This window comes from Aeromonas sp. YN13HZO-058, assembly GCF_001921245.1.
Lineage (GTDB): Bacteria > Pseudomonadota > Gammaproteobacteria > Enterobacterales > Aeromonadaceae > Aeromonas > Aeromonas allosaccharophila.
On the sequence record NZ_MQSY01000012.1, the window covers coordinates 1 to 12,222 of the forward strand.

The window sequence follows — 12,222 nt, forward strand, 5'->3', positions numbered from 1 at the left end:
TTTTTTGGAGTGATGGGCATTTCAAATGCGGACAAAGAGTTCGTGGTGAAGGTGCGATCCACTTGTTCGCACCTTCCCTAGGTTGTTTGGGGAGGCCAGGCGATTAGATCTGAACACTGTGCCTGAAGGTGTCTCTGTAGATGTGTTCGGGGCTTTGGCTATTGTTACTATAAATTTGATGCAGTGTGACACATACCATTGAAAATATAATATATTCAGACACTCATGGCTTTAAAGCTCAGGCCATCGTCTTCATCGTAGACAAACCTTAACGTTCAGATTGTATGAACGGTAGTAAGTAGTTATCGAGCAAGCCCCCAGTGGCAGGGTAGTTGTCGCCTGATTTTTTCACTGGGGGCTGGAGCTGTAAAATGGCTAATCACAGGATTGCGCCTGAGCTTAGGGAGAGAGCCATCATGCATATGATGCCACCCTATAACTGGAGCCTCAGACAGGTTGCTGATGATATTGGTGTTGGCATTGCAACTGTTCATGGCTGGCGAAAACAACTGGAACTAGAGGGGCTGATCATCCGAAAAATCGAACCCGACTCGGAGCATTCTACAGAGCAAATTTTTACGATCCTGCTTGAAACGGCCGCATTGTCTGAACATGAGTTGGCTGAGTATTGTCGGAAACATGGTCTGTACCCTGAGCATCTTGTGGCATGGAAGCAAAATTGCCTGGCGGCCAATCAGCCTAAGCATCGCCAATTGGTTGATGAACAGCGAGCTGTTCGTTCAGAGAAAGCCCGCATCCGAGCGCTTGAAAAAGAGCTACGTCGAAAAGACAAGGCTCTAGCCGAATTGGCTGCACTGCTGGTGCTTCAGGAAAAGTTATCAGCCCTCCGGGACAACGAAGAGGACGACTGACCTCTTACCCGGAGAGGCAACGGATAATTGCACTGATAGAGGAAGCTGTAGACCACGGGGCTCGCTATGCGCAGGCCTGCCGAGTTGCGGGTATCACACACAGGACTTTTCAGCGATGGTTCTGTGACGGCAGGCTAAAACCAGATGGAAGACCATTAGCCAGACGGCCAGTGCCAGCCAATAAGCTGACAGAACATGAGCGAACACGGGTACTACAGGTATGCTCTGAGGCTGAGTACGCGTCTTTACCTCCGTCGAGGATCGTCCCCATGCTTGCTGACAGGGGCATATACCTTGCGTCGGAAGCAACATTCTATCGGCTCCTGAAGGCAGAAGATCAATTGCACCACAGAGCCGGTGGGAAACCCCGTGGTACTTATAGCCGTCCGACCAGCTATACAGCACATGGTCCGAACCAAGTCTGGTCTTGGGACATAACCCATTTGCCAGGAGAGGTTAAAGGGGAGCGGTATTATCTATACATGCTCATGGATGTATATAGCCGTAAAATTGTGGCAGCGGAAGTGAGGGAGGTTGAGCGCGGTGAATATGCCGCAGCCTTGTTACAGCGGGCCGTCATCATGGAAAACTGCCGGAATAGCGGATTAATTTTACACTCAGATAACGGGGCTCCGATGAAGAGCTTCACAATGCTGGCCAAAATGTATGAACTGGGTGTCTGCTCGTCATTCAGTAGACCCCGGGTCAGCAATGATAACCCCTACTCGGAGTCGCTGTTCCGAACACTGAAATATTGCCCTGCATGGCCTGCCGATGGCTTTAGCGATATAAGCAAAGCACGGGCATGGGTACACAGCTTCATACGCTGGTACAACACCCAACATCGTCATAGCGGGATTAAGTTTGTCACACCAGAACAAAGGCACCAGGGTTTGGATAAGCCCCTGCTTAAACAACGGGAAGCAGTCTATGAAGCCGCACGATGCCAGCATCCTGAACGCTGGTCTGGTAAAACAAGGAACTGGACACCAGTAAGTATGGTGGCGCTCAATCCGGAAAATGAACGCCGGGCAGCATAAAAAACGACAACTACCTTGAAAAACGCCGCAAGTCATCCTGAGGGGGCTCGTTCAGGTTCGAGGAGGGTGATCACAATGCTGGGCTCATTTAAAGCTTTCTGGTATGGTTAGCCCATCAGATTTTTTCAGACAGGATGTCGGTGTAATGAGTGATAAAATCCAGTGGAAAACATGGTCATTGATTTCCCGCATGCGTCTTGGGTTGGTTCTGCTTTTTGTCCCCATATTAATTCTTGGGGCTATTTATTACTATCATATGACCATCACTCTTCAACGTGATTTACAGCAACAATTAGTATCCAAGAATGATCAACCTCATAATGTTTTGATTAAGCCATATCTTGATACCCTCACAACACAGTTTGAACTTATCTATCGCAAGGTTGATTATAAAGACTTTATAAATAATAAGATCACGCATCAATATGAATACTTACACGACTGGCGGCGTTATTAGGAAACTGCTGGGCTACAATACATCTATGTTGGTACAGAGCATCGACAATTGCTTGTTCATCCTGAATGGCAACCAGACTCAAATTTTAACCCGCGCATAAGACCATGGTATCAACTTGCCGTTAAAAATAAAGGTAAGATGGTTTGGACTGAACCATATTACGACTACATTTACGGAACGCTATCCCTCTCATTAGCTAAAACAATTGAAGACCCGACAGGGAAGTTAGTTGGTGTCTTTTCAATTGATACATTACTTCAACCTATATCAAAGTGGCTTAATCATAAGCAAGATGCTGGGTATCAGATGTTGGTGAATGGGGCTGGTAAGATGCTAGTTCATCCTGATAAAGAACTAATGTTTACTCCCATGAAAAATATGACCTGGCTTTCAAAGCTCACAAAAGAAAAAGGCGTATTCCATGATAAAGAATCTGAGATGTTTGTGGCATATAACAAAGTCGATGGTCAAGACTGGATCTTGGTTAGTGTCGTTCCAGAATCTACATTACAAGGTGTCATTGAGAGTGTGTCGCTTAATGTTCAAGGTATCATCGCACTGACCTGCATTTTTTATCTCTTGCTAGCTTTGGCTTGGTCTAAATATTTTCAAAAAATGCTCAATGAGCTATCAAATGTTATTCGGTCAAGTCGTAACAATTCATTAAAATCACCTAAGAATAGAATGGTTGAGTTATCACATGTGTATGACGAAGTGGCAAAATCGACACATGAATTATCAGAAGCTCGCTTACAGGCTAATGTTGACCAACTGACAGGTTTATACAACCGTAGATTTTTTGACATAAAGCTATCTCAGCTATTAAAAAAGCAAGAACCATTTTATTTAGCACTGTTAGATTTAGATGACTTTAAAAAAGTGAACGATACGTTCGGACACCAAACTGGTGACTCTGTATTAAAAAGAGTAGCGAAACTTGGAAATTCAATTTTTTATGAGCATGGCTGGTTCTGTCGATATGGTGGAGAAGAATTAGCTGTATTGTTTGAAGTGGGCTCAGGGAACTTAGCGATATCTTTACTGGAGGCATTAAGGCATGGTGTTGAGCATCTGGACTGGCGTGAAGATGCTCTTCGAGTAACACTCAGTGGTGGGGTTGCTGTTAGTAACAAAGGTATTAGTGCAAAAGAGCTTATAAATGCAGCTGACATTCAGGTTTACAACGCTAAACGCGATGGTAAGAATCGAATTTACGAGTGCATATCAATAACTACTGTTCATGACACCATGTAGCGTGAATCCCATATGATTGATATATATGCAAGAAATAAATTGAAGTTTTACTATTCAGTGCCTTAGGCACTAATTTAACCAGTTATTGTAAGGGTATCTCCTTCGATAGAATTCGTTATTAGATTGTTATGACCTTCAATTATGAGTGTTTATTGATGAAATAATAACCGTGGGTGTACAAAACTGGTTTATCTTCGCTGCGTAGCAGCGGAATAATGGTGAGCTGCTTAAATTTAATTGAAGCTCTCATAATTAGTAAATGGACAGTTTTCCGAATTTTTCAAGTGGGGTAAATGAAATAAATTTCAAAAAATGATGAGATTGGTTGTTTTTGAAGCATTCTGTGGGGATTCGCCTATCAGAACCCTCGATTTAGTTGCACACCCCATGCTGAATCCGCCCCACCAAATGGATAACTGCCTGAACCCCCAACGGTGTATTCAGTAGCTGGGCTGGCGCTACGCCACCGAGGCCCCAATCTCGGCGGTGCAACCATGACAATGCCCTTGTGGTGTCGAACTCGTGTAAGGAGAGTGCCGCATCGAATGCCTGTACAACGCCGTATACCTTGGTGCCCTGAGAGGTTGATAGGGGAGCTCCCATCTTGAGTTTGCGGGCAACTATGCTCCGGCTTATGCCTGCTAAGCGGCATATCAAGCCCACATCTGTACTCATCAATTCAGCTACTCGATGAATGATGCTAAATAGCTGTTTCGAATAGTAGATCACTGGGGGAAGGGAACTCAGTCCAGTTTGTGCGATCTCATTAGTCGCCAAACAAAACAAGCCACACCCAAAGGACTGAGTTGATGCCTATCCTACCACCCCTGCCACGACCACAACGGCGCCGCATTCACAAAATCATCCATGCCACGCGTGATAAAGGGCATGCTCGTCGCTTGATGGCCATCTTGCTGTTACATGAAGGACGCTCGATCACTGATGTTCATCACCTTACCGGCGCTGCTCGCTCAACCATCGGCCGTTGGCTTCGGTGGTATCGGGATGAAGGTGTGGGGGCGTTAGAAGCCTTACCGGCTGGCCGTGCCCCGGTCTTACCTGTCGCCAAGATTGTCACCTTACTGGTGCTGCTCATGCAGTTTTCTCCGCAAGATTTTGGTTATCAGCGCAGCCGTTGGTGTACCGAACTATTGGCTATCAAAATCAATCGGTTAACAGGCCTCAATATGGCAGCCTCCACGCTCCGCCGATGGTTACTGCGTATGGGCATTGTCTGGCGAAGACCCGTGCCAACCTTGCGGATAAAAGACCCAGCCTATCAGGAGAAAATGGCGAATATCGACGCTGCGCTGGCCCGCTGTGATACCGCTAATCCAGTGTTTTATGAGGATGAAGTCGATATAGACCTCAATCCCAAATTAGGGGCCGACTGGATGTTCAGAGCGCAGCAAAAGCGGGTTGTCACACCGGGACAGAACGCCAAACATTACCTGGCAGGCGTTCTCCATGCAGGCAACGGAAGAGTGCTTTACGTCAGCGGGATAAAGAAAAACTCATCGCTGTTTATCGCCATGCTGGAAAAGCTGCGTCACCACTACCGACGAGCCAAAACCATCACGCTGATCCTCGATAACTACATCATTCACAAAAGCAAGCAGACCGAGCGATGGTTGAAGAAGAATCCCAAGTTCTGCATGGTATTCCAGCCAGTTTACAGCCCTTGGGTTAATCACATAGAACGGCTGTGGCACAAGTTACATGAAACCATCACGCGCAATCATCAATGCAGAGGAATGGCCAGTCTGCTGGCCCGAGTGAAACACTTCATGAACACAGTGTCTCCTTTCCCGGGGAATGGCTATGGCACAGCGAAGGTGTAGCACTATTGGGATCAGTTATTTAGGAGGTCAGATCATCGAGTCACCAGATAGTTCCCGGATTTGTTCAACAAGGCCGGTTCAAGCAGCTGATGACAGAGAAGCTGAGTCTGCGCAAATATAACGGGCAAGTAGGTGAAGTCATGGGTTATGTGTGTGCCATGAACAAACTGTGCGCTCTTGGTCTGCCCGTTAGGCAGCCCCAAGTGTAACTGTCACCTGGGACTGGGGAAGTTACGTCCAGATAGCTGATTTGGGTAATAACGCCGCATATCGACCTTGAAAGCGACGAAAATAGCGGAAGTGAAGGTTCCCGTTATTGCCCGTGGTCGCGCATCGTGCGCCGAATAAAATAAGGGGTTGGCTGGCATAGCCCGTTGTTTCCTTGGCAAAAATGCTCGTCGAATTAGGCGAAGGAAATTAATGCAGAACAGGACCTTAGAAGGATGTTAAATGCTATATCCTCTTAAGGTCCTGTATAACTAACTGTGTATAAAAGTATCGATCCATGTGACTATCATTAATGGGTAATCAGGATCCTCACTCAGTCGATAAAACCGAGAGCACGTAGCTTATCAAGGGCCCGGTCCTGGTCGGCATTGGAGAAATCGGGCTCCTGAGCAATCCGAACCAGGCGGTCAAACACCTCTTTACTCTGAGAATCCAAAACTGCACAGACCGACGCTAATGAGACAGTGTAGCGATCGCTGCAAGCAGATGCCATCGCTTGAGCAAGCAAAGCGCTTGAACGAGTGCCGTTGTGCTTTTCAATACTCCTAAAAAGATCGTCAAAAATTTTCATTATTTACTCCATTTCCCTTCAAGGGAAGATGTGAATAGGCTCCAGACGTAAAAATAGAAACGCCTGTGTGTTTAATTAAATAAATTAAAACTTCGTGTGTGGCAGGTGACACTTATTCCCTGTTAGCACCTCCTTTGAGCTGGGTTAGTTTTATGTTCTTGCGGCGATTAATTTTCCTAAACTCACTCTCAAAATCAATTAACTCAATACGAAATAGGGCTGCTATGTGTCTTTTTGAGCAGGCATGCTTCTTTGAGCTCAACGAGAACCGCTGGTTTCCAGGCACTATGTCACGGCAGCAGGCTCGCCGTTCTGTAGGGCTAAGGATAAATATCCTGTCTGAATTCATTTCACCATCCGGCAGTGCTTTCCCTGATGCCCTATCTTTAAATGATTGAGTGGCCATCATTAGTTTTTTATTATATCCCTCATCCATAAAACACCCTGCAATCTATTTCAGCAACAGGCTATCAGGCTTATTGAGATGATTCAACAGATAATTGAAGATGAACCTAATAATAATTTTCCTAATATTTTCATATATACCTGCACGCGGTATTAATCTCCGCATTATGGACTACTCTCTTGCCGACTGACGTTGATGTTATTGCAATGAAATAGGTAGGTAGGCTTGAACTAATGGAATAGATGCCGCATGCAATTGCATGCGGCAACGCACGCTGGCTAACCTTTAACTTAAGGTGCTACCGACTATGCTGTGCCTGCATAAAGTCGATTATTGAGCCACCTGCGGCGCTATAACAACACCTCAACGGGTAGGTCCGCAAAATGCATAGGAGAAAGATATTTGTGCGCTTGACGATTGCTGCTGACAAAATAGCTTTTATCGAGCATGCTTGATGACGCTACATGAAGTAGTTGAAATGAAACTTAGAATAGTCAATCTCTCTTAAATACCTTATAAAATCCTTTCACATCAAATAATTCGCTATAATATAAAAGCTCCCACTCAGGGTTGTTTTGTAGTTTCTGTGAGAATACCTCGTTAGTCACGCATGAGATACAGACGCACTCAACACTAGGCTCAGCACCTAGTGCATTAACTAATTTTGTGAAAAATCCACACCCCTGCCATTCATATGGTATTCCGATCAACTCTATTGATGAACACGCCCTGAATCCATCCCTAAACCGTGGGTATTTTTTCATTATAAAATCAGGGAGTGTTGGTGGCACTCGGATCTCCAAGGTGATCCCCCCTTCTGAGTAATACAACGGTCTGACTGGATAGCCGACCGAACGAAACATCACAATAAAAGCATTGACAAGTGCATCAACGGCTTTATCCATGAGTTCTTCATCCGTCATTTGAACATCCATAAGATTTCTCCGCAGTAGGACGCTAGTGAATTACGAGGAATGAGCCCACGGTAAACCGAGAGACTGCCATCTGTCAAGCGACATAAATGGATCATACCATTGATTTTTAAGGAGTTTTTTATTGAAAAAATAATTGTACAAATTTCACTCTTGGTTGTTTTTTGCTCTTTTTGAGTGTTGGCTGAACGACATTTAACCTATAACATGCCCATAAACAGAATGGATGTGGATGGGATGGTAAATATCGCTAATGCGGTAGTCATTACATGTGGATAATATGCTCGCAGAGCAATATAAATAAAAACATTTTTGCCGTTCGATTTAATAGACACGAGGCTTAAACAGAACATAAACAGACGAATTCCTGCATATAGAATGACATCAATGCTTGAATGACATGTTCTAGTTGTTTTCAATGTGATTCATATTTTATTTTGAAAACAAAGGCTCAATTGTTTATTTTAGCATCATAATGCATTTTAAATGCAATGTCTAAAATCAGCACTAGGCGCTCTTGTGCATGAAAGGGGGATATGTAAGGGGGGTAATTCTGGATGCAATCTATTTATAGATAGAGGTTCATTGCATGCTTGCATCCAGATGGTAGATATTGTGTGCTTAGGCTGACACATCAGTGAGTAAATCTGTGGCGATATACTCATACGTTTTATCCGGCCTCCTCTCCCGCCGAACCCAAGCATTTGCGACGCATTTTCTGATATAGTTTTTTGCCTGCCGTTCCTGTATGGAAAATTCCGCACAAAAGGAGTTCACTAACTCGGCTGCTGATACTGAGGTATGCCCACTCAGAGCTTTTTTCAGGGAAGTTAATAATGTGTTGTTATCACTATCATTCGCGCTGACGAATATCAGATGTTCTGTTCGGTTTAATAAAATCTCATCAGGAGTTTCAACCGCTCTCGAACTAAACCTGAGGCTGAATCTAGCCCCCTGCCCATCCCGTAATGCTAGTGACATAACGCCATCAGCCTCACCATGAATGGATGATGCCCCCCTGATACCAGCAGCGCCTGCGTTGTAACCCTCCGCTCCTGGCGAGGATTTTCTTGCATGATGCACAACAATGTGGGCTGCGGGTTGACTAATTTTTCTGATGGACCGCATCACCTGGCCCATCATGCTATTATCATTTTCCACCGCCGTATGCATCCTGGCTAGTACATCCCAAATAATCAGGTCAGGCTGGATCTCATTCACGATGGAGATCATTTTTTTCGCCTCTACAGGATCCAATACATCCGTTGTCTGGAAATCACCACACCGGAAAAAATTCCGCTCAATTGTTTGGTCAGTCACATTATTATGTGCTGTCATGGTTAAAAAGCGTTTCCAAAACAACCGATCTTTTAGCTCAAAATCCATATACAACACTCGTGCTGGATTTCGATTCCTCCAGTTGAGGAACTGTCCTCCACTGGCGATAGCCAATGCGAGCTGCGTTGCGACCAGCGATTTACCAGATTTGGGGGCGCCATTGATGATCCACTGATCACCCTGCTCAATCAGTTCGTCCAACAACCAAATCGGTTTTTGCTCACTGGCAATCCGCCCCTCACTAACCCCCCAAGCTAACATTCTATTCTGGAGCATACATACTCCTCCCAAAAAAAGTTATTATTATTTGTTGTTTTTATAAATCAATGGTAGATATTAATTATTGCTATTTATAAAGATAAACATTGCAAGTAATCTTGTATTGATGATGTTCCGCAAATATAAAAAACAAACGCCATTCAGAATATTTTACAAAGAAAGATCTGAATCCATTTCATGACGTGCAGTCCTCTGGCCAGAGTGCTCGTGCTGAGATTTTAATGCATACTCTCCAGGCCTCATCCTGAAACGTGCAATTTTTTTGGCTGCTAATATAGGGTTATCCATTATGATTCTAAGACCTCGAGTAGCAATCTCACCGACCTCTGCGTACTCTCTACGGAGCCGCTCAAGGTCTGAACCTGCTCCTGCAACTGTTCGAGCGAAACGCTCATCTGATGAATGGAGTTCTCGGCAGAGACGTTGCTGTCGCTGGTATGCGTGTTCAAATGCTGCACCATGGTCAGCAAGACCTGATGGTCGTTCATTATCTGCTGCTGTGTGACATGCTGCGATTGAACCTGCTCCCTGAGTGTTGCTATCGAGCTCATCTGCTCGGTGTTGATAAAACTGAGCAACTCTAATAATTGTTTCTCTAAATTCATGATTCACTCCTAGTAATGCTAAAATAGCGCTCAAAATTTTCATCAGCAGTTGAATTAATGCCTTTTCGGTGTCTACTGTTAGGGTTCCCTCAGGGTTAATTGGGGTCAGTGTGTAACCTGCATATAGCTGCATCTGCTGTTGCCAAAAAAGAGCATTTGTTGGCTGTTTGCGATGTCTCTGGGTTATCACTGCGGCCATACCTGTCGGTCGTCTCACAGGCCTCGGAGAGGGCATTGGGTGCAGCGTCTCAGTGACGTTATAGCGGCTCTGATTGAAGGCCCGGCGTTTGGCTATCCGCTCCTCAATCTGCTGCCAGAGTGCATCCAACGACGGTTGTGGAGGCGTTGTTATCGTCAACGTCGGTCTCACCACATCAATACTGGTAAACGCACGGCTAAATAAAGGTCCTTTCAGCCGAAAAGCCTTGATCTTTCCCTCTGGCACAATCCGTATGTAATCCTTTTTAGCCTCGACTTCGCTAATACCATACATTTGTCGAGTCTGAGGTTGCTCCAGCCAATCAATCACAGCTTGTCGGTTACATAACTGACCCTGAGTTACCCGTAACTGCACCGCATCAGATAACGCTGCAATCAAGTCCGCATTTTTACTGTACCGTGGTATTGTTCCTGTCAGCCTCTGGCGTTGCGGATCATCTGGACGTGCGAGGTTATGTTTCAGGTTGAGGTAATCGCGGATCGCATTAAAATCTCCTTCCGCACCTGGTGGGTGAGGGTTGAAATATTTTCCAGTGCGAAGATTAATCCGTGGGATTAAGAAATGATTCTCCAGATTTTGTTCATGCGTATGTTGTACCCACAAGATCATCCTGTCCTCTATGGGTAATCCAGCAAAAACCAGCTCCTCCATCAATGCACGAAATTCCTGAGCAATATCAGGATTGGAGCTCAGCGCCTGGTTGTCCTCAATTGCATGTGCAATGACACCGCTGGTGTATTTATATTTATGTGGCGATATCTCGATTGCATAAGTAATGTCTCGTGGATTTCCAGCCAACAGCTCAGGTGGTGGAGTCCGTTGTACACCATGGATCAGTCTCAGTTGTTGGTTCAACCGATGAACCAATGGAGCGTCATTTTTATCACGAGCAACCCTAATCGCATCAGCGATTGTACTACGCTCATTTTTTTGTTGCGGCGTCAGAGCGCTGTAGATACCCAGTAGGTAATCTATTGGGGCGCTGGACTTAGTCTGGCGATGCCCATTGGTTGCAAAAAATCTAATCACCGCCATAGCTCATGCTCCTCATACTCACTCTCGATTAATGCTGGATTTACCTCCACTGCATCCTCGTCATCCTCACCTGAGTGTGACCATGTAGTGTCTGGGGTCGCAGTATCGCTTTTGTCATGGCGTATAACCCGAGATGGCTGTGTTAATTGTGGTGATAACATCTCGTTGATTTTATCAACCTGCTCTTTATGTTGTTTTTCTAGTTCCCTGAGTTCGCATAAAATAAAAAGTAGATTTACATCGCCCTTATGGGAGTTACACCATTTTACCAGCTGATTGAAATTGTTATAAAACCCGGTCTGTTGCGCAATAAGATTATTTATTGTGTCGCGTAATGTTTCTGCTGGAGAAATGACGATTTTCAATTTTGTGAGAGATTGAGATGCTAACCTCGATACAGTGATGCTTGCATTTTTAGCCTTTTTCTCCCAACGACGTTTTTCCTCATATGTGCAGCGTAGCTCGATTCGATGATCACGGATCTCTGTAAAACTCGGCAGCATTTGTCGAACGATGTCTGTATCCATATTTACATCTCTAGCTATACCGCTAATAGTGACAGCGACATCGTCATTGATGCACCTGATAACGGCCCTTTCAATGAGCAGCATTAGATCAGGATCTCTTGTAAGCTCCTCACGTAAAGTGTTATTTTTGCTATTCCTTAATTTTTTATTTTCTTTTCCCACGTATTGTCTCCTGGCTGCTGAACAGCTCTAATTTATATATTTATTTAGCGGGTCTGGGCGGCAGCCCAGGTAGGTCCAGGGCGACAGCCATGGCAAGGCTCCGTACATCGTACATTGCGGAACGCAATTTGTACGGTGTAGGAGTGACCTTGCTCTTATTACTTTTCGCCAAAAAACGATTTGTCAAAAACACACTTTTTATCCATGTGCTTTTGCCTGATACGATGCCGTACAAATTCTGCCTACAACTATCCGTACAACCAATATTCTGGCTGCTGGAAATTCTGTTTATTTTGCTAAATTCTGTTGCCCGTCACTACCGTATTGCTCAGTGCCTGTTGTAGCCACGCCATTAATTGCTGGTGCATCTGTGGGTTAGGGAAGGTGCGAACAAGTCCCTGATGTGAGATCATGAGTCCCACTTGGCATCAGGGATAAGGTTCAGCATGAGTCAC

General features: G+C 45.0%; 11 protein-coding genes and 1 pseudogene. 5 read left to right on the forward strand and 7 right to left on the reverse strand.

Translation table 11 applies throughout. From position 1 onward, the window contains the following. The first annotated feature begins 422 nt into the window (after positions 1–422). From BSP75_RS01630 to BSP75_RS01635, 3 genes are all read left to right on the forward strand, one after another. Positions 423–1,912, forward strand: a protein-coding gene (locus BSP75_RS01630; protein ID WP_085941548.1) for an IS3-like element ISAs9 family transposase whose coding sequence is annotated in 2 segments (ribosomal slippage) — positions 423–837 and positions 837–1,912 — 1,491 coding nt in all. Because the reading frame shifts where the segments join, the coding sequence is not laid out codon by codon here. Positions 1,913–2,057: 145 nt separating this feature from the next. Further along, positions 2,058–2,369: a hypothetical protein gene (locus BSP75_RS21975; RefSeq protein WP_253186597.1), complete on the forward strand. Its 312-nt coding sequence runs from the start codon at positions 2,058–2,060 to the stop codon at positions 2,367–2,369. 21 nt (positions 2,370–2,390) lie between these two features. Further along, complete coding sequence (locus BSP75_RS01635; protein WP_290439295.1) at positions 2,391–3,623, forward strand: sensor domain-containing diguanylate cyclase; 1,233 nt, start codon at positions 2,391–2,393, stop codon at positions 3,621–3,623. Positions 3,624–3,995: 372 nt separating this feature from the next. On the opposite strand, the gene BSP75_RS01640 is transcribed toward BSP75_RS01635, so the two are convergent. Next, positions 3,996–4,298, reverse strand: a complete 303-nt coding sequence (locus tag BSP75_RS01640) for an antitoxin Xre/MbcA/ParS toxin-binding domain-containing protein (protein WP_075112005.1) — start codon at positions 4,296–4,298, stop codon at positions 3,996–3,998. A 134-nt stretch (positions 4,299–4,432) separates the two neighbouring features. On the opposite strand from BSP75_RS01640, the gene BSP75_RS01645 reads away from it, so the two are divergent. Together BSP75_RS01645 and BSP75_RS21405 are read left to right on the forward strand one after the other, a co-directional pair. Beyond that, positions 4,433–5,464, forward strand: a complete 1,032-nt coding sequence (locus tag BSP75_RS01645; protein ID WP_075112001.1) for an IS630 family transposase — start codon at positions 4,433–4,435, stop codon at positions 5,462–5,464. Positions 5,465–5,538: 74 nt separating this feature from the next. Continuing rightward, positions 5,539–5,673, forward strand: a pseudogene (locus BSP75_RS21405) (IS5/IS1182 family transposase); the annotation flags it as partial. A 332-nt stretch (positions 5,674–6,005) separates the two neighbouring features. Here BSP75_RS21405 and BSP75_RS01655 read toward each other — a convergent pair. From BSP75_RS01655 to BSP75_RS01675, 6 genes are all read right to left on the reverse strand, one after another. Then, on the reverse strand, positions 6,006–6,263 hold the full coding sequence (locus tag BSP75_RS01655) for a hypothetical protein (RefSeq protein WP_005346574.1): 258 nt from the start codon (positions 6,261–6,263) through the stop codon (positions 6,006–6,008). Between the two features lie 112 nt (positions 6,264–6,375). Continuing rightward, positions 6,376–6,699, reverse strand: coding sequence for a hypothetical protein (locus BSP75_RS21410; RefSeq protein WP_148140585.1), 324 nt, complete (start codon positions 6,697–6,699; stop codon positions 6,376–6,378). Positions 6,700–7,163: 464 nt separating this feature from the next. Next, positions 7,164–7,592: a hypothetical protein gene (locus BSP75_RS01660; protein ID WP_075112003.1), complete on the reverse strand. Its 429-nt coding sequence runs from the start codon at positions 7,590–7,592 to the stop codon at positions 7,164–7,166. A gap of 630 nt (positions 7,593–8,222) precedes the next feature. After that, positions 8,223–9,215 carry an AAA family ATPase gene (locus BSP75_RS01665; protein WP_005346573.1) on the reverse strand — a complete coding sequence of 331 codons (993 nt, stop codon included), beginning with the start codon at positions 9,213–9,215 and terminating at the stop codon, positions 8,223–8,225. Positions 9,216–9,368: 153 nt separating this feature from the next. After that, positions 9,369–11,078: a relaxase/mobilization nuclease domain-containing protein gene (locus BSP75_RS01670; protein ID WP_253186599.1), complete on the reverse strand. Its 1,710-nt coding sequence runs from the start codon at positions 11,076–11,078 to the stop codon at positions 9,369–9,371. Then, positions 11,069–11,767, reverse strand: a complete 699-nt coding sequence (locus BSP75_RS01675; RefSeq protein ID WP_075112004.1) for a hypothetical protein — start codon at positions 11,765–11,767, stop codon at positions 11,069–11,071. Before BSP75_RS01675 ends, BSP75_RS01670 begins: the two co-directional genes overlap by 10 nt. Between the last annotated feature and the right edge of the window lie 455 nt (positions 11,768–12,222).

Excerpts from the sequence above, each read along its gene's own strand:
- BSP75_RS01645 (WP_075112001.1), top strand. The coding sequence starts at position 4,433 with ATGCCTATCCTACCACCCCTGCCACGACCACAACGGCGCCGCATTCAC.
- BSP75_RS01665 (WP_005346573.1), bottom strand. The coding sequence starts at position 9,215 with ATGCTCCAGAATAGAATGTTAGCTTGGGGGGTTAGTGAGGGGCGGATT.
- BSP75_RS21975 (WP_253186597.1), top strand. The coding sequence starts at position 2,058 with ATGAGTGATAAAATCCAGTGGAAAACATGGTCATTGATTTCCCGCATG.
- BSP75_RS01660 (WP_075112003.1), bottom strand. The coding sequence starts at position 7,592 with ATGACGGATGAAGAACTCATGGATAAAGCCGTTGATGCACTTGTCAAT.
- BSP75_RS01640 (WP_075112005.1), bottom strand. The coding sequence starts at position 4,298 with ATGAGTACAGATGTGGGCTTGATATGCCGCTTAGCAGGCATAAGCCGG.
- BSP75_RS01655 (WP_005346574.1), bottom strand. The coding sequence starts at position 6,263 with ATGAAAATTTTTGACGATCTTTTTAGGAGTATTGAAAAGCACAACGGC.
- BSP75_RS21410 (WP_148140585.1), bottom strand. The coding sequence starts at position 6,699 with ATGGATGAGGGATATAATAAAAAACTAATGATGGCCACTCAATCATTT.
- BSP75_RS01670 (WP_253186599.1), bottom strand. The coding sequence starts at position 11,078 with ATGGCGGTGATTAGATTTTTTGCAACCAATGGGCATCGCCAGACTAAG.